Origin of the sequence: Marinospirillum sp. (assembly GCF_044810985.1) — a bacterium.
Classification (GTDB): Bacteria; Pseudomonadota; Gammaproteobacteria; order Pseudomonadales; family Halomonadaceae; genus Marinospirillum.
In genome coordinates this window covers 705,622-723,184 of sequence record NZ_CP085242.1, presented here as the reverse complement: position 1 = coordinate 723,184, position 17,563 = coordinate 705,622, and the positions used below count along the sequence as shown (strand labels likewise).

The window sequence follows — 17,563 nt, the reverse complement described above, 5'->3', positions numbered from 1 at the left end:
AGGGATAGTATGCAAGAAGACGCTAAGAGTTTTGCTGTTCAGGTTCGTGTCTACTATGAAGATACGGATGCCGGTGGTATTGTCTACTATGTTAACTATCTGAAATTCATGGAAAGAGCCAGAACCGAATGGTTGCGAAGCCTGGGCTGGGAACAATCGCTATTACCGGTGCTTTTTGTGGTGCGCAAAGTGGAAACCGAATATTTGCGTCCGGCGCAGCTGGACGACCTTTTGCAGGTTGAAGTGACTCTGGAAGCCAGCCGGGGTGCAAAGCTGATTTTTTTACAGCAGATCAAGCGGGCAGGGGAACTTCTCTGTCAGGCCAGGGTCGAGGTAGCCTGTGTTGACAGAAGTCACTTGAGGCCCTGTCGCTTACCGGCCAGCCTGCTTGCTACTCTGCCCAAGCCAGCGAATTAAAATAATTTAACTGATTGAAGTTTCAAGGAGTCCAAGTTGCAAGAGCTCACTTTCTGGAAAATGGTTTTCCAGGCCAGTTTTTTTATCCAGTTCCTGATGGTGGCCCTTTTGGCCGGTTCTATTATTTCCTGGATTTCCATTTTCCAGCGTTGGCAGATCTTTCGTGTTGCCAAAGAAGCCCACGATGAATTCCGGGAAAGGTTCTGGTCAGGCATTGAATTGAATGAGCTGTTTCGGGATACCGACCCCTATGAAGTCCAGGGCGCCGAAAGGGTCATTTACTCGGGTTTCAAAACCTTCAATCGCATTCGTCAGAAAACCACTGAACCGGAACCCATTCTCGAGGGGGTGGAGCGCTCCATGCGTATTGCCCTGGCTGAAGAGCAGGACCGCCTGCATTCCGGTCTGCCGATACTGGCAACCATTGGTTCTGTCAGTCCGCATATTGGCTTGTTTGGCACGGTCTGGGGGATCATGGAGGCTTTCAAGAGCCTGGCGGGTGTGCAGCAGGCCACCTTTGCTGTCGTGGCACCGGGTATGGCGGAAGCCCTGATGACAACGGCCATGGGGCTGTTTGTGGCGATTCCCTCGGTGATTGCCTACAACCGCTATATTGCTTCCAGTGAAAGCCTGTTGAATCACTATGAAAACTTTGCTGATGAGTTTTCCGGCATTTTACATCGCAGCCTGATTACCAAGAAAGCCGACTAGGGAAGCTGATATGCGCACGCAAAGGTTACGCCGCAGGCCACCCAAGCCGCCGATTTCCGAAGTCAATGTCTTGCCCTACATTGATGTCATGCTGGTTTTGTTGGTTATTTTCATGGTGACCGCTCCCATTTTGACGCAGGGCGTGGATGTTGAATTGCCGGAAGTGACTTCCGAGCCCATCCAGTCAGAAGAGGATAATGAACCTCTGGTGGTCTCTCTGGATGCAGATGGCCATTATTATCTGGAAATGGGATCGGACTCGGATGAAGCCCTGAATCTGGAACAGGTCATTCAGCAGGTGGCACGCCTGAAGCGCCAGAATCCTGAGATACCAGTTCTGCTGCGGGGTGATCGCCGCGTGGCCTATGGCGAGGTGGTGGTTTTGATGAGTCGCCTGCAGGGTGCCGGTGTCACTCAGGTGGGCCTGATTTCCCAGCCACCTGAAGAACGCTAGAGGTGTTGGTTTGAAGCCTGCCAACCTGCCCTTGTCCGTTGTTCTTACTCTGGTCGTGCACCTGCTGGCCGGAGCCCTGTTTTTTTGGCAGGGCTTGCAGATGCGCGAGCCCACTCCTGAGCCTCCCCAGGAAATCATTCGTGCCCAGATCGTGGCACAGGATCCAGCGGCAGAGCGCCAGGCAGAGGCCCAGCGTGAAGCACAGCAGCGTCAGCAGCGCGAAGCAGAAAAACGCAGGCAGGAAGAAGCAGAACGCCGGAAGCAGCAGGCCGAGGAGCAGCGTCGCCGCGAAGCTGAAGCCCAGCGCCAACGTGAAGAAGCCCAGCGCGAGGCAGCAGAGCAACAGCGTCGGCTGGAAGAACAGGCCCGCCGGGAAGCAGAGCGGCAGGCAGAGCAGCAGGAAAAGCAGCGACAATTGCAGTTGAAGCGTCAGCGTGAGGCAGAACAGCAGGCCCGAACTGAAGCCGAGCGTCAGCGTCGTCAGGAAGAAGAAATTCGCCGTCAGGTGGAAGACCGCCGGGAAGCAGAAGCCCGCCGTCAGCGTGAAGAAGAAGCGCGTATACGTGAACAATCACAAAGAGCCCAGGAAGAGGCCCGTGCCGAGCAGGCTGAAAAGGATGCTCAGGCCATTGCGGATATGGAAGGAATCATCTTTGATTTGATTTCCAGCCAGTGGACCCGACCACCGGGAGTCAGCAGTGAACTGGAAACGGTTTTGCGCATCCAACTGCTGGGCACTGGCGAACTGGCACCGGATGGGGTTACAGTGGTGGAATCCAGCGGTAATACCGCCTTTGATCGCTCTGCCATTCAGGCAGTAGAAAGGGCCGAGCCTTTTCCACTATTGCAACTTGAGCCGCGACAAAGAAATGCATTCCGAGTGATCGATCTGATATTCACACCTGAGGATTTGACGCAGTGATTTTGAAACCTCGCAAGCAGGTCTGGTGGTTGGCTCTGATATTATTGGTTATCAGCTTTAATACCCAGGCAAACCTGACGATCCGAATTACCCAGGGTAGTGATAAAGCCACACCGATTGCCCTGGTTCCTTTTGCTTGGCGGGGTTCGGGTGCCTTGCCTGAAGATGTAGCCCGGATTGTTGCGGATAATCTGGAGCGAACCGGTTTGTTTGCGCCGGTTCCCAGAGAAAACCTGGTCAGCCTTCCTTCCGAAGCTTCTGAAGTGATCTATCGGGACTGGCGGCTTTTGGATGTTAACTATTTATTGGTTGGTTCGATTGCAGAGGAAAACGATCAGCTGCGAATTAACTATGAACTCTTTGATGTGGTCAGCCAGGAACGAATTTTTGGCGAAACGGTGACGGCCAAACGTAGCCAGTTGCGCTCCCGTGCTCACTTTGTAAGCGACAGGATTTATGAAAAGCTTACCGGGCAGCGGGGCATCTTCTCGACCCGTATGGCTTATGTGACGGCTGAGCAGCTCAGTGGCCGTGCGGATTATCAATTTCGTCTGCATGTGGCCGATGCTGATGGCCAGCGTTCGCGCACCATTCTCACTTCCCGTGAGCCACTGCTTTCACCTGACTGGTCGCCCGATGGTAAAAAACTGGCTTATGTGTCTTTTGAACGGGGGCGGCCTGCGATTTATATTCAGGAAGTGGCGACGGGTTCACGTTATCAGCTAACCAATTTCAGGGGTTTAAATGGTGCCCCCGCCTGGTCACCGGATGGTAAAAAGCTGGCCATGACTTTGTCACGTGACGGTAACCCGGAAATCTACATTTACCATCTGGAAGAAAAGCGTCTTATCCGGGTGACGCATCATTACGCAATCGACACTGAACCCTCCTGGTCGCCGGATGGCAAGAATATTATCTTTACTTCCAGCAGAAGTGGCGGGCCGCAAATTTATCGAGTTAATTTGCAGTCAGGAAATATCGACAGGCTGAGTTTTGAAGGTAATTATAATGCCCGTGCCCGCTATTCACCCGACGGTAAAGAAATTTTTATGGTGCACAGGGAGTCTGGAGGTGGACTATTCAGTATCGCTGGGCTTAATATGGATACAGGCCGACTGCGCACTCTGACGACTTCACCACTGGATGAGTCGCCCAGTGTGGCACCCAATGGCAGCATGGTTATTTATGCACTCATGCAGGGTGATCAGGGGGTGCTCGGTGTTGTTTCAACAGACGGCAGAATTCAGTATGAGCTGCCAGCTGAACGAGGCGATGTCAGGGAACCTGCCTGGTCGCCTTTCCTGAATTAACTGGATTATAATTTACCGGTTAAAGTTCCGTCCCGTATGAGCTACACTCTATGGGAAATAAGTATAAGCTTCTTAAAACTAGGAGAAGAATATGGATCTGATGAAGTATAGCAAGCCTTTCGCTCTGGCAGCCATTCTGGCATTGGTGGCTGGTTGTGGTGGTGGTGCGGCTACGCAGCCAACTGATGAAGAAGAAGTGACAGCCGAAGAAGTGCAGACCTCTGATGAAGACAGTGCAGAAACTGCAGGCGCTGCTGAAGAAGAAGCTGCAAACGCTGAAGCCATGGCTGAAGAAGAAGCTGTTGAACGTCCTGAAGTCATGACGATTTACTTTGATTTTGACAAATCAAATATCCGCAGTGAATTCTATGAAGACCTGAATGCCCATGCTGCTTACCTGCAGGCCAACCCTGATTCCAAGGTTGTTCTTGAAGGTCACGCCGATGAGCGCGGTACCCGTGAGTACAACATGGCTCTGGGTGAGCGTCGTGGTAACTCAGTACAGCGTTACTTGTCACTGCAGGGCGTTGCTTCCGAACAAATGGAAGTCGTGAGCTACGGTGAAGAGCGCCTGGCTGTACGCAATGCTTCGAATCCTGAAGAGCACCAGCAGAATCGTCGTGTTGAATTTGTTTACTGATAGCAGGATATCTCTGGCGTGAAAGCTATTGAAACCAGCAAAGCAGTCAGAGTTAAAACAGGGGCCATTTATGGCCCCCGTTTTGTTTTGGCGTGTGCTTTTTTACTGACCCCCTTGCTGAGCTTTGCTCAGGGGGATAATCGTAACTCTGCTGTTGTTCAAGCAGAACTTTTTATGCAATTGGAGCAGTTGCAGGCTGAGGTACAAAGCTTGCGCAACAAGGTGGAAAAGCAGGAGCAAGTCATCTCACGCATGCAGGATGAGCAGCGTCGCCGCTATATAGACCTTGATGAAAGGCTCCAGGATCACTACAAGCGCATCAATAAACTGGAGGAGGCCGATACTCTCCCAGCAAAAGCGCCAGCGGCCAATTCAATCACAGAACCACTTCCAACCTCCAATACTTCGGATTCGGGTAACAAGGATCAGCTCTCGGCTCGTGAAGCCTATGCAAAAGCCTATCAACTGGTGCCCGAACGCCAATTTGATGAAGCAATTCAGGCTTTCCAGGACTTTATCCGCAAGTACCCTGAGTCCCAGCTGGTGGGTAATGGCTATTATTGGATTGGCGAAATTCATATGGCTCAGAATCGTACCCGTGAAGCGGAAAAAATGTTTGAAGCTGTTGTACGCCGTTACCCGGACAGTTTTAAAATCGCTGATTCCAAGTACAAACTGGGATTGATTCGTTCGCGTTATGGCAATGAAGATCAGGCCAAGGAAATCATGGAGTCGATTATCGCCGAATATCCCCGTGAACCAGCCGCTGAGCTGGCACGCACCTGGTTAAACCGTTAATTTCCTCTGAGTTGATAATCTTTTATGCAATCACATTATTCCTACCAGCCGGCTGATGACCTTTTAAAGGGTCGTATTATTCTAGTGACCGGTGCAGGAGATGGTATTGGCCGTGCTGCAGCTTTGGGTTTCGCAGACAAGGGTGCCACCGTTGTTTTATTGGGAAGGACGATCAGCAAGCTGGAAGCTGTTTATGATGAAATTGAAGCCAGAGGTGCTGAAAAACCGGCCATCTACCCCTTGAACTTTGAAGGCGCGACCTGGCCGGATTACAAGGAAATGGCGGATCGGCTTTACGAAGAATTCGGGCGTCTTGATGGCGTGTTGCATAATGCCGGTATTCTTGGGCAGATCACGCCTTTGCAGGGTTATAACCCTGAGCTTTGGCATGAAGTCATGCAGGTGAACTTCACGGGCCCCACCATGATGTTGCAGGCTCTGATTCCTTTACTGCAGCAGTCACAGGATGCCTCGGTGATCCTCACCTCATCTTCTGTGGGGCGCAAGGGGCGGGCTTTCTGGGGTGCTTATGCCTGCTCCAAATTTGCCCTGGAAGGTTTGTCCCAGGTCATGTCTGAAGAGCTGGAAAATATCAGTCAGGTGAGAGTCAACACCTTGAATCCAGGGGCGACCCGTACAAAAATGCGGGCCAAAGCCTATCCGGGTGAAGATCCCAACACCCTGCCTACTCCAGAAGAAATCCTGCCAGCTTATTACTACTTGATGGGGCCGGACAGTAAAGGCGTAACGGGCCAGCAATTGGATGCCCAGCCTCCCAAATCCTGAAGGGGCAGGGACGTTTCTAGACAAGGAAGTCGGGATTGTTCTTCACCAACTCCTGTAACAGGCTTTCCAGGCGGGGCTCCTTGGGGTCCAGTGCCTTGCGGATATTCAAGTCGCTTTGTTGGGCCAGATCCAGAGTTTCCTGCAATTCCAGAGGTTTCAGGTCGGCAGTGGTCAGGAGTCTTACTTCCGGATTCAGGCGTTGATCCGGATGGGTGGCGTGTACCACAGCTAAAGCACCATTGCTTAACTCGACCAGACATCCCGGTGGATACACTCCTAGGCTGTGAATGAATTTTTCCACCAGACGGCTATCAAAATCATGGAAGCGCCAACGGTAGAGTTGTCCCAGAGCTCTGGAGGGGGATAGAGCCTGACGGTAGCTGCGATTGCGAGTCAGGGCTTCATAAACAGACGTAATGGCGACCAGACGCGCCAGAAAGCCGATTTGCCGACCTTTGAGTCCGTCCGGATAGCCTTCTCCATTGATTCTTTCCTGGTGGTGCAAGACGATATCCAGAGTCTGGTCATCAAAGCTGCCTTGAGAAAGCAGATACTCATAACCCCGTCGGGGGTACTGCCGGATAAGCTCTTTCTCATCTTCGCTGAGTGGGTCTACCTTGGTGAGCACCTCAACAGGAACCTGCAGCAGCCCCAGAGTGTGCAATAAAGCGCCCATACCCAGTGGAATCAGTTGGTCCTGGCGCAAACCGATATGCTTGGCAAAAACCAGGCTGAGAACGCTTACATTGACTGCCTTGGCGACCAGCTCATCCTGGTGTTCGCGCAACATGGCCAAGTAAGTCATGCTTTTGCTGTCATGGAGTACTGCTTCCATCAACTGCTCAAGCACCGGGAGTAGGCGTTTTTGTTGCAAGGCGTTGCCCAGGCGAACATCCTTCATGACCCGATCCATCTGTTGGCGCAGATTCAAGTAGAGCTTGCGGCTGGTATCCAGGGGGTCCTGGGGCTGACTGTGGTTCAAGTCAACATAAACGTAACGGGTGTCCGGGAAGGCCTGGATAAAATCATCATGATTCCTGAAAATCAGTTTGCGGGTCTCGAAAGGTGTGTCTTGTGAGTCCTGATCCAAACGACAGATCAACATTCCGGGCTCTAAGCGATCCAGGGCTAGTTTAAGGTACTTGGGGTTGGGGGGCATCCAGGCTTCCAATCTTTGATGGCAATAAGATGATTTTAAAATGTATTTTAACAGAAACGACGAAACTTCAAAGCCCTGCTATCAAACAGGGTTGATTTTAATCAACCCAACCCCAGGAATAGTTCTTTGTGCTGAGAAAAGCCACCTCAGAGGCGGCTACTTCCAGAAATTTTCTGCTTCATCGGATGTTAGAATGGACTGAACCAGGGCGCGGGTTATTGCCTTGAGTCGGGCATCAACCTGGCTTTGCGCAACATTGCGTTGTGAGCCGCGGCGAACCAGCAGGACTTCACCATCAACTGTGGCTTCAGCAGCAATCTGCAGATTGTAGATTTTCATGCCGGATATCTCGGTAACGAACTGCTGTTGCACATCCAGAGTGATCACCTGGGGCGCATCTTCCGAATATTGAATGCTGTAGCGGTTAAATACACGTCGTGCTTCAGTGATCAGTGCCGAGTCGTCCGAGTTTTCCAGCCGGATGGCAATGCTGCCCTCACGCTGGGGAACCAGAGCCACTTCCAGACGCCTACGCTCACCCTTGGACAGATACACTCTTTCACGTTTGCTGTGATAACCCTCGGCGGCAATTTCATAGGTGTAGTTGCCCGGTGCCAACAGCCGCATTTCTCCAGGCGCCAGGTTTTCCCCATCAATTTTGATTGAGGCCTCTTCAGGTTCGGGCTGAAAAGAAATGCGTGCAAAGTTGAGATACTTCAAAGCCAACTGACGGATTTCTTCAGCTTCAGCAACCACCTCAGAGCGATTCAAGTCAAGGTTGGTGGGTAGATAACGGCTGAAAGCCATCAGAAAAACCGCTTTGTCTCGGACCTCCTCAACCTGGGCACGGCTCAGGGTATTTAAATCCGTGCGTATTTCACGCAGCAATTGTTCGGCTGTGCTGACTACAGCACTGCGATCCAGAGAGGCCTGAATGCGCACACCCTCCTCGGTTTCTTTGGGGTCGGAATAACGGACGCCCTGAAAATAGGAGCTGGATTGAACCCGGATGCGGTTTTTGAAGGAGCTGGAAAAATCATCTCCCTCTTCACGGGTGACACTTTCTGTATCCGATTCCACGGCTGCAATGACTGTTTGGGAAAGCTCCTGCAAGGCACTTTCCTTGGCTTCAGAAGCATCACTGCCATAGCCATCGGCAAAAAGAAGACTCTGTGCCCCGGCACTGGCCGGAACAGCCAGCAGGGCGAGAATCAAGAACCAGCTAAAAGTAAAAACACGCATCCGAAGTCTCCTGTTATTCAATAGTGATGCTGTTGGAATCCGAGTTACCGATACGGATGATCAGGAAGGAGCCGGAATCCAGTACACGAAAGACCTGACCAGGGCCCTGGTAGTTGTCTTCAATCAGCATCAGCAGATCCATGGCGCTGTCCTGACCCTCACAGTTGAGGGTGTAATCAAAACTGGTGGAGCCTGCAGCATTGCGTCGCGCACGATTGCAGATGTCATTGAACAGGCGGTGGACATTGCGGCTGATGTCACCCACTTCAGGGCTGGCATTGACCACCACCTTGAAGGCTTTGCCACGCTGGATTTCACGCTGCCAGGAACGGTTGATTTGTCCCAGCACCTTGTCTGCAGCATCATTGGCTGCTTCTGCCGTCAAGGCAGCGCCACCGGCAATGGCACGCTCTTCGGAGTAACCGCTGGAGGCACCCAGTTGGGAGCCGGTTGCTGTGTAGTAGGCGGTAGCACCCACTGTGGATTGAGCAACCCGGTTACCGGCAACCTGGCGTTCGGCGACTTCGGCATCGATGGAAATATAGATGTCACTGCCGGTTTGCAGGGCAAGCATGTACATGGGGTCGATGTTGCCTTCCAGTGCGGCGGCCTGTTGAACGATTTCATCAACCGTTTCATTGGCATCCAGCACCACGACTTCAAATCCCCGGTCCTGCAGATATTCGGAGAAGACATTGGCCGCATGACGGGCATCGCCTTCTGGATCGTCGGCAATCACGGAAATCACCGGGTTGGCAATCATCTCAGACAGCTCGGCAGTATCCGAAATAATATTGCGGGCAACCAGATCCGATTTCAGGTTGCTGATGTTGATTCTCAAGGCTCTTTCAATACGGTTTTGTCCACCTTCCACCCGCTTGCTGAGAATATCGCCTTCGTGGGCAATATAGCTTTGTACATTGGCCCAGAATTCACCTTCCTGGGCACGAAAGTTTTGCTGCTGCTCAGAAGTGGAGAGGAGGGCATTATTACCCCCAAAGAGGACAAACCAGAGGGCGGCCTTACGGGCATCATTGTGTGCTTCAGCCATGGAGTCACCCATACCGGTTGCCCTGATCAAAACCTCGCTGGAAGAATAGGATTCCACCAGTGTGGCCTGGTGGGATAAAGGCGGGTCGGTTGGGTGTACCCTGGATTCAGGAGTGCTTGCGCAAGCTGTAAGCAAGGCAACAAGGGTCAAAGCAGTAAAGAGTTTGTAGCTCATGATTTTTTTCTTCTCCTGATATTAATGGCTGGAAGCTTCATTGTTGTGCTGTTTGGGCTTCCAGTTGGGCCTGGCGAAGTTCATCACATTCACCTGAAGGTTTGGACATCATGCTGGCAAAAGGACCGGCAAAGCCCAGATGAAAAGCAAGCCCGGCATGAAGACTCAAACCACCCTGCATGGCCAGGTCATCGGTGATCAGAGTACCATCCGCATACTCATCGTATTCAGTGCCCAGGGGTTGATTATAAGCAGCCCCTGCGAAGAAGTTCAGGTTGGGAGTGAAGTAATAGCCCAGTTCGGCACGAGGAATCAGGTTGTAGGTGGTGAGATCAAAGTTTTTGTCTTCATTGTTACGGTCGGTGAAACTGTGGGCTTCAAAACCCAGGTCAGCGCCCAGGGCAGTGTAGAAGCCATAGCCAAGATGAAAGCGTTTTTCGGCACCCAGACGCAGGCGGCCCACGGAGCTGCTCTCCAGGTAATCATAGGCGTCTTCACCGGAAGAGTTCATCCCCAGACCGAAATCAAAGTTCATCCAGACTTCAGACATGCTGGGTGCATTCAGCAAAAAGCCCAGATTGCCAATGAAGCCCAGCTCCACCAGGGAAGCCGACCCGGCACCTGTGGCCTGGCCATTGATACTTAGCTCAGTGCTGCTTTGTGTGCCATTCAGGCGCCCATAGACCCCTGTCCAAGGGTGTTCAAGCGCCAGGTCAAATTCTTCCACCTCTCCAGCCAACAATTGTGCCCGACTGGAAGTGCGCTCACCTTCAGGTAAAACCAGGCAGGAATTACCCGGCTGGCGAACACGGCTCCAGCCAACACTCTGCTCTTTACTGTCAACGACTCGTTTGAAAGTGAAGGGTTGGTCAACGCGAATGTCTTCCTGGTTGCCCACCTCCAAAAGAATCTGATCCGGTGTGGGGTCAACAACGAGCGTGGCCACAGCAAACTGGCGATGCTCCTTCAAGCGGGTACTCAGGGCAATACTGGAGTCTTTGAAGGACAGCTGAAACATATCATCAAAGATTTCCTGGGCATGGCGTTCACGAGGCAGCCAGGAGGTGGTAATGCTGGCACTGCCTGAAAGCTGTTGAGCCAAACTTTCAAAAACTCCATCGGCTACAGCATTCAGCTGAATCTCGGTCGTGAACTCTTTGCCGTTATAATGAAAAACCATCATGCGGGTTTTCAGAGGAGCTTGTAGCGAAGTGGTATAAACATAATAGGTACTACCATCCAGGCGAGTTCGCTCCACCTGACTGATATGCATCCGCCCCTGCAGCTCTGGCAGATAAAAACCAAAGGCGTAGCTGGAGGAAACCAGGCCTTCGAGCACGGCTGCCGGCATGCCTGTCTGACGTGCGCGTTCTGTGATGAAGGTATTCTTTTCCTGGGCGTTCATTTCCTTGTAACGGGCTTCTGCAGCCGTTCCCATGACTTCCTGCATGACCGGGGCAACATGGCTGTTAAGATGATCCAACAGGTAATTGCGATACTGGCGGTAACTGCGGGTTTTGCTATCCAGCTCGGGAATGACCTGGCCAATATCCAGATTGGAAAAAACCTGGGTGGCTGTTTCCACCGTGGCTTCATTACCCTCAAAAATCAGGCGGTCAAAACGGGACGGAATGACAAAGCGCAGGTTTTCAGCCAGTGTGGTATCGGCATAGTTTTGATTGATGTCCACACTCCAATAACCGAAAGGCCGGGTTTTACCTTCATGGGGCGTGTAAAACACCGGAAAGCCAAAGCGGGTGGTTTCCAGCCCCAGACGGGAAATACCCATGACTGCCTGACGCTCGCTAGCCGCAATTGTGTCGTCGGCTGTAACCTGATCAAAACGATTGTTTGCCAGAGTGCCTGTAGCGAATGTTAAACTGACGAGAGCAAAAATAAGTGGGGGTAGAGACTGGAGGCAACGGGGAACCAAAGCTATTGCCATAGGTCTTTTCCTTGGACAGTTTAAAAAAAAGGATATTAGCACAGAAACCAGCCGCTTCAATTAGGCCAGGGTTTTTCCGGTTATTTAGTGAACCTTAATTTAATCTATTCCTTACGGGTGTTTTAATTCCTCATGTCCCAAGCTTTTCAAGTGGTTTCCAATTACCAGCCTGCCGGTGACCAGCCCACGGCTATTGCCCAATTGGTGGATGGCCTGGAGCAGGGTCTGGCTCACCAGACCCTGTTGGGGGTGACCGGCTCCGGCAAGACTTTCACCATGGCCAAGGTCATTGAATCCGTGCAGCGGCCAACTCTGATCATGGCGCATAACAAAACCCTGGCTGCCCAGCTTTACGGGGAATTCAAGCAGTTTTTCCCCAATAATGCCGTGGAATATTTTGTTTCCTATTATGATTATTATCAGCCGGAAGCTTATGTGCCCTCCAGTGACACCTTTATCGAAAAAGATGCCTCGATCAATGAGCATATTGAGCAGATGCGTCTGTCAGCGACCAAGGCGCTGCTGGAAAGAGATGACGCCATTATTGTCGCCACGGTTTCTTCGATCTATGGCTTGGGCGATCCCTCGGCTTATCTGCAAATGGTGGTGCATCTGGATCGTGGCGAACCCATGAACCAGCGCCAGTTGTTAAGGCGCATGGCGGAACTCCAGTACACGCGCAATGATATGGACTTTCGTCGGGCCACCTTTCGGGTTCGGGGGGATGTCATAGATATTTTTCCGGCGGAGTCCGAATACGAAGCGGTGCGTGTTGAGCTGTTTGATGATGAAATTGAGCAGATCAGCCTGTTTGACCCCTTGACCGGGGAGGTGCTGCGCAAGGTGCCACGCTATACCATCTATCCCAAAAGTCACTATGTCACCCCGCGGGAAACCCTGATGAAAGCGGTGGACCTGATCAAGGATGAACTTCGCGATCGGCTGGATTATCTGCGCAAGCATGACCGTTTGGTGGAAGCCCAGCGCCTTGAGCAGCGCACCCTCTATGATATTGAAATGATGATCGAGCTGGGTTATTGCAACGGTATAGAAAACTACTCCCGCTACCTTTCGGGGCGCGAACCCGGTCTGGCGCCTCCGACTTTTTTTGATTACTTGCCGGATCATGCCTTACTGATGGTTGATGAGTCCCATGTCACCATTCCGCAGATCGGTGCCATGTACAAGGGCGACCGTTCGCGCAAGGAAACCCTGGTGGAATATGGTTTCCGCATGCCCTCGGCTCTGGACAACCGCCCCCTGCGTTTTGAGGAATGGGAAGCCCTGGCTCCACAGATGATTTTTGTTTCCGCCACGCCTTCCAAGTACGAAGAGGAGCACGCGGGACAGATAGTGGAACAGGTGGTGCGGCCCACCGGTCTGGTTGACCCGGAAATTGAAGTTCACCCTGCCAAAAACCAGGTGGATGATCTGCTGGGTGAAATCAACCAGGTGGCGAGTTTGGGTGAGCGGGTTCTGGTCACCACCCTGACCAAGCGCATGGCCGAAGATTTAACCGATTATCTGAGCGAACACGGGGTGCGGGTGCGTTATCTGCACTCGGATATTGATACCGTGGAACGGGTGGAAATCATCCGTGATCTGCGTCTGGGTGAGTTTGATGTCCTGGTGGGGATCAACCTGCTGCGTGAAGGCCTGGATATGCCGGAAGTTTCTCTGGTGGCCATTCTGGATGCCGACAAGGAAGGGTTTCTGCGCTCCGAGCGTTCCATGATTCAAACCCTGGGTCGGGCTGCGCGTAATGCCAAAGGTCGGGCGATTTTCTATGCCGACCGCATGACCGGCTCCATGCAGCGTGCCATCGATGAAACCGAGCGGCGTCGCAACAAGCAGATCGCTCATAACCTGAAAATGGGCATCACACCAACCACCATCTTCAAGTCAGTGGAAGATATTCTGGAAGGCGCACAAACCCCCGGCAAGCGTGAAGGCAAGAAAAGCCTTCGCCAGATTGCAGAGCCTGGAGCCGGTTATGCTTCTGGTAAACCGAAAACTCCAAAAGAACTGGATCAACAAATGGCCAGCCTGGAAGAGGAAATGTTTGCTGCCGCGAAAAACCTGGAATTTGAAAAGGCTGCCAGCATTCGCGATCAACTGCAGGAGTTACAGAACCAGCGGATTCTGCTGTGAGTCATGTTAGAATCCTCTTATATTGAATTGGATAAAGAGGTTTTCTCATGAGCGAACATTTTGATCAGTCGGCCCGTAACTGGGATCAACGCCCCATGTCCCAACAGCTGGCGCAGGTAGTCCCCAGGCTAATGGAAGCTCTTCCTTTGGCCCCTTCGCAACATCTACTGGATTTCGGGGCGGGCACCGGCATGTTATCAGTGCCTCTTGCCGGGAAGGTCAGGCAGGTCACGGCTCTGGACACCTCGGAAAAAATGCTGGAAGTGCTGGATGAGAAAGGGGTAGGCAATATCAAGACCCTTCAGCAGGATGTTTTTGCCGGGCTGGAAGATCGGTTTGAGGGTATTGTCAGCTGCATGGCTCTGCATCATGTGGAAGACACTGCCGCTTTGATGCAGGTTTTTGCCGAACATTTACAGCCGGGTGGTTATCTGGGTCTGGTGGATCTCTACAAGGAGGACGGCAGTTTTCACGGTGATAATGCAGCCAAGGGCGTCAAACACCTGGGTTTTGAGCCTGAAGAGCTGAAAAGCCTTATGGAAAAAGCTGGGCTGGAGTCCGTTCAGTTCCAGGAAATACTGCAGATTCAGCATAAAAACGCACGCCAGTACCCTTTATTTCTGGTGACTGCCAGAAAACCCTAGAGGCTTCCCCTGTTAAGAGGTTTTACTGGGCCTGCTGTTTACGTTTGCGGGCCTTTTGAATGGCCTCGTGGATTTGCAGGCCGGTGAAGGGCTTAAGGATATAGCCATCTGCGCCGGTACGTATGGCCTGCTGAACTTCACTGGAATCGCTGATGGCCGTGACCATGATGACAATGATTTCTGAACTCACGGTTTTGATACTGGCCAGGGCATCCAGGCCATTGACAACCGGCATACTGATATCCAGGCAGACGATTTCCGGCTTGTGTTCCTTGACCTTTTCAAAAGCAATTTGGCCATTGCTGGCCAGGGCGACCACGTTATAACCCAGGTCTTTAAGAATCTCTTTGAGTAGATCACGAACCATGGGTTCATCGTCAACCACAACAACACGGTTGTTGGCTAGCTGGGTCATACTGGCTCCATGAGAGTCATTGAAATTTGACTAGTGTATCAAATTTTGACTCGGTGGCAGCTATTATTACCAGACTCTTAATGAGGTTGCTTCTAGATCCGGGGAAAAAACAATAAATGCCCCTGATGCTCAAGCCTGGTTAAAGGTTGCTGATAGAGCTTTTCCAGCGCTGAAAGCACCAGCATCTGATCTTTTTGCCCCCAGCAGGCGCTGCCATCCGGGTAGAGCAATAACAGGTGGGTACAGAAACGACTGGCCAGATTAATATCATGCATGGCCAGAAGGCTGGCTCCGCCTGCTTCAACATGCTGTTTGACCAGCTCCAGAGCGGAAACCTGATGATGCAAATCCAGGTGATTGGTGGGTTCATCCAGTAGCCAGAGAGGGGCTTGTTGCGTCAGCAGACACGCCAGGGCCAGGCGCTGGCGCTCCCCACCCGAGAGGGTTGTAACGCAACGTTGCTCAAGGGCTTGAAGCTCCAGGCGTAGCAGGGACCGGCGGGCCAGTGCCCAGTCCTCCGGAGTTTCTCGCTGCCAGACTTTCAAGTGAGGATGGCGGCTGGTCAAGGCTGTTTCCAGAACACTGGCCGGAAAGGCATCCTGCTGTTGTTGAAAAAGAACGGCCAGTTGCCGGGCACGTGCCCGGGCCGACCACTGCTGTATCGCCTGGCCTTTCAATAGCGGTTTTCCCTGGCGTGGGTTCAAGAGTCCGGCCAAGGTCAAGAGCAACGTGGTTTTCCCGACCCCATTGGGCCCCAGAATCCCCCAGCATTCACCGGGATGAACCTGAAAATTCAAGGGGCTGCCCGATGTTCGGTTGGGAATGTCCATGACCAGGTCTTTCAGTTCAAGGAAGGGTGCAGATTTCATGTGGCCCTCCTGGACAAAAGCCACAGGAAAGCTGGAACCCCGATCAGGGCCGTAATCACCCCGACGGGCAGTTGCTGAGGGGCAAGGAGGGTGCGAGCCAGGGTGTCGGCCAATACCAGCAGGCTGCCCCCTGCCAGAGCACAGGCGGGTAACAGCAGGCGTTGGTCATATCCAAACAGCAGGCGCAGAGCATGGGGAACCAGCAGGCCAACAAACCCTATGCTGCCCGCCACTGTCACGGCCACTGCGGTCATCAAGGCAGCCAGCAAATAAATCAAACCCTCAACTTTGGGAACAGCCATGCCCAGGCTGGCTGCCTGCAGGCTGCCTCTGGACAGGACGTTTAAGCTGCGCCCGAGTGGCTGGAGAATCAATAACACCAGCAGCAGGGTGGACCAGGGCAGGGCAAAACCCTGCGCATAAGCCAGGTCACCCATCAACCAGTAGAGCATTCCCGGCAGCTCCCTGGAAGGGCTGACCGCCAACATGAAGCTGATCACAGCCCCCCAGCCTGAAGCCAGTACGACACCTGTTAGCAAGAGGCGCAAAGGGTTCCAATTGCCGGACAGGCGCGCCAAACCAAACACCAGAAGTGTAGAAACCAGAGCACCGATAAAAGCTGAGCCGGAAACCCAAATGGCACCAGCGCCTGACAAAAGTGCCAGAAGAGCACCGGTGGCAGCACCACCGGACAGACCCAACACATAGGGGTCAGCCAGGGGGTTGCGCAGTAAAAGCTGCATCAGAGCTCCGGCAATGGCCAAAAGCCCACCCACAGCAAAAGCTGCCAGTACCCTGGGTAGTCGCAGCTCCAGTAGCAGGGTCTGGTGCAGAGAGTCGCCCTGGCCGTTCAGAACGGCCCAGGCTTCACCCGGCGAAATCTGGACGCTGCCCACCAGAAGCCCTGTCAGCAAGGCCAGGGCAGCCAGAGGCAGCAGCCAATAGAGTAGGCGATACCTCTGGTGTGACATCAGTCCGCAGCCTCAGAAAGTTGCTCACGGGCTTTGTCCAGGTGTTTGCAGATGGCTTGAGTGCCAGCCAGACTGCGTAGGGTAGGGCGGGTCACCAGGGAGGAGTTTACAGCAAATAGATTGCCTGCCTGAACCGCTTGCAACTCAGAAAAAGCTTGCCAGTTTTTCAGCCATTTCGGGTTGGATTCACCCTGACTGCCTCCCAGAATGACCTGGGGGTCGGCTTCCAGCAGGCTTTCGCGATCAATCCGGGGAGTCAGGCTACCGGCCTCGGCGAAAATATTGCGACCCTGACAAGTGCGCAACATCTCACTGATCAGGTGTTCACCATTAATCGTCATCAGGGGTTCTTCCCAGATCTGATAAAAGACACTGAGGGACGACTTGTCAGCATGGCTTTTGATCAGGCTTTTTATACCGTTATCCAGCTTGTCAGCTGCGACCTGAGCCTGACGGTTTTTTTCGGTTAACTGGCCTAATGCCAGAAATTCGCGGGAAATATCAGCAAAATTGCGAGGTTCACTGTAAAAAATTTTCAAGCCCAGATCTTCCAGGCGTTGAAGCTGGCTTGCAGGGTTGCCGCTTTGCCAGGCGAGAATCAGGTCAGGCCGCTTGGCAAGAATGCCTTCCAGATCCAGTTGGTTGTAACTGCCCACCCTGGGGATGTCCAGAGCGGCTTCAGGATAATCACTGTAGCTGACGGTACCAACCAGTCGATCCCCGGCACTAATAGTGAAGAGGTTTTCGGTCAGATGCGGTGCCAGACTGATGATTCGCTCAGCCGGACGCTCCAGATGGATGCTGCGTCCTGCAGCATCCGTTACCTGAATACCCGCTGCTGACCCGGTGCTGAAGGTCAGCAGCCAGGCCAGAAGCAGGGTTTTTAACCAGGTTAAAAGCATGT

General features: G+C 52.7%; 18 protein-coding genes. 10 read left to right on the top strand and 8 right to left on the bottom strand.

The annotated features are described in order from the left end of the window. The first annotated feature begins 9 nt into the window (after positions 1-9). The 8 genes from ybgC (at position 10) to LG323_RS03400 (ending at position 6,038) form a co-directional block, all read left to right on the top strand. The gene (gene ybgC, locus LG323_RS03435) at positions 10-417 is read left to right on the top strand and encodes a tol-pal system-associated acyl-CoA thioesterase (protein ID WP_310695706.1); all 408 of its coding nucleotides are present in this window, start codon (positions 10-12) and stop codon (positions 415-417) included. Between the two features lie 36 nt (positions 418-453). Beyond that, entirely contained in the window at positions 454-1,128 is a 675-nt protein-coding gene (gene tolQ / locus LG323_RS03430) for a protein TolQ (RefSeq protein WP_310695705.1), read from the top strand. A gap of 10 nt (positions 1,129-1,138) precedes the next feature. Next, positions 1,139-1,582 (top strand): protein TolR, encoded by a 444-nt coding sequence (tolR, locus tag LG323_RS03425; RefSeq protein WP_404419061.1) that lies wholly within the window; start codon positions 1,139-1,141, stop codon positions 1,580-1,582. Between the two features lie 10 nt (positions 1,583-1,592). Next, a complete protein-coding gene (locus LG323_RS03420) occupies positions 1,593-2,504 on the top strand; it encodes a TonB family protein (protein WP_404419059.1) in 912 nt (303 codons plus the stop codon). Positions 2,505-2,506: 2 nt separating this feature from the next. After that, positions 2,507-3,814 carry a Tol-Pal system beta propeller repeat protein TolB gene (gene tolB, locus LG323_RS03415; RefSeq protein WP_404420104.1) on the top strand — a complete coding sequence of 436 codons (1,308 nt, stop codon included), beginning with the start codon at positions 2,507-2,509 and terminating at the stop codon, positions 3,812-3,814. A gap of 91 nt (positions 3,815-3,905) precedes the next feature. Then, positions 3,906-4,454 carry a peptidoglycan-associated lipoprotein Pal gene (pal, locus tag LG323_RS03410; RefSeq protein ID WP_404419057.1) on the top strand — a complete coding sequence of 183 codons (549 nt, stop codon included), beginning with the start codon at positions 3,906-3,908 and terminating at the stop codon, positions 4,452-4,454. An 18-nt stretch (positions 4,455-4,472) separates the two neighbouring features. Then, positions 4,473-5,252 carry a tol-pal system protein YbgF gene (gene ybgF / locus LG323_RS03405; protein WP_404419055.1) on the top strand — a complete coding sequence of 260 codons (780 nt, stop codon included), beginning with the start codon at positions 4,473-4,475 and terminating at the stop codon, positions 5,250-5,252. Positions 5,253-5,276: 24 nt separating this feature from the next. Continuing rightward, the gene (locus LG323_RS03400; RefSeq protein WP_404419053.1) at positions 5,277-6,038 is read left to right on the top strand and encodes a YciK family oxidoreductase; all 762 of its coding nucleotides are present in this window, start codon (positions 5,277-5,279) and stop codon (positions 6,036-6,038) included. A 16-nt stretch (positions 6,039-6,054) separates the two neighbouring features. Here LG323_RS03400 and LG323_RS03395 read toward each other — a convergent pair whose 3' ends face one another. The 4 genes from LG323_RS03395 to LG323_RS03380 form a co-directional block, all read right to left on the bottom strand. Then, entirely contained in the window at positions 6,055-7,143 is a 1,089-nt protein-coding gene (locus tag LG323_RS03395; protein ID WP_404419051.1) for an HD-GYP domain-containing protein, read from the bottom strand. Positions 7,144-7,353: 210 nt separating this feature from the next. Further along, positions 7,354-8,439, bottom strand: a complete 1,086-nt coding sequence (locus tag LG323_RS03390; RefSeq protein ID WP_310695697.1) for a PEGA domain-containing protein — start codon at positions 8,437-8,439, stop codon at positions 7,354-7,356. Positions 8,440-8,452: 13 nt separating this feature from the next. Further along, positions 8,453-9,664, bottom strand: coding sequence for a DUF6175 family protein (locus LG323_RS03385; RefSeq protein ID WP_404419049.1), 1,212 nt, complete (start codon positions 9,662-9,664; stop codon positions 8,453-8,455). Positions 9,665-9,701: 37 nt separating this feature from the next. Continuing rightward, positions 9,702-11,609 carry a hypothetical protein gene (locus LG323_RS03380; RefSeq protein ID WP_404419047.1) on the bottom strand — a complete coding sequence of 636 codons (1,908 nt, stop codon included), beginning with the start codon at positions 11,607-11,609 and terminating at the stop codon, positions 9,702-9,704. Positions 11,610-11,741: 132 nt separating this feature from the next. Here LG323_RS03380 and uvrB point away from each other — a divergent pair, with 132 nt between their 5' ends. Continuing rightward, positions 11,742-13,760 carry an excinuclease ABC subunit UvrB gene (uvrB, locus tag LG323_RS03375; RefSeq protein WP_404419045.1) on the top strand — a complete coding sequence of 673 codons (2,019 nt, stop codon included), beginning with the start codon at positions 11,742-11,744 and terminating at the stop codon, positions 13,758-13,760. A 47-nt stretch (positions 13,761-13,807) separates the two neighbouring features. Then, positions 13,808-14,404 (top strand): class I SAM-dependent DNA methyltransferase, encoded by a 597-nt coding sequence (locus LG323_RS03370; protein ID WP_404419043.1) that lies wholly within the window; start codon positions 13,808-13,810, stop codon positions 14,402-14,404. Positions 14,405-14,426: 22 nt separating this feature from the next. On the opposite strand, the gene LG323_RS03365 is transcribed toward LG323_RS03370, so the two are convergent. From LG323_RS03365 to LG323_RS03350, 4 genes are all read right to left on the bottom strand, one after another. Beyond that, positions 14,427-14,819 (bottom strand): response regulator transcription factor, encoded by a 393-nt coding sequence (locus LG323_RS03365; protein ID WP_404419041.1) that lies wholly within the window; start codon positions 14,817-14,819, stop codon positions 14,427-14,429. A 92-nt stretch (positions 14,820-14,911) separates the two neighbouring features. Next, positions 14,912-15,688 carry an ABC transporter ATP-binding protein gene (locus tag LG323_RS03360; protein ID WP_404419039.1) on the bottom strand — a complete coding sequence of 259 codons (777 nt, stop codon included), beginning with the start codon at positions 15,686-15,688 and terminating at the stop codon, positions 14,912-14,914. Beyond that, complete coding sequence (locus LG323_RS03355; RefSeq protein ID WP_404419037.1) at positions 15,685-16,659, bottom strand: FecCD family ABC transporter permease; 975 nt, start codon at positions 16,657-16,659, stop codon at positions 15,685-15,687. Before LG323_RS03355 ends, LG323_RS03360 begins: the two co-directional genes overlap by 4 nt. Further along, the gene (locus tag LG323_RS03350; protein ID WP_404419035.1) at positions 16,659-17,561 is read right to left on the bottom strand and encodes a cobalamin-binding protein; all 903 of its coding nucleotides are present in this window, start codon (positions 17,559-17,561) and stop codon (positions 16,659-16,661) included. The genes LG323_RS03355 and LG323_RS03350 overlap by 1 nt, the downstream gene beginning before the upstream one ends. Positions 17,562-17,563 lie beyond the last annotated feature (2 nt).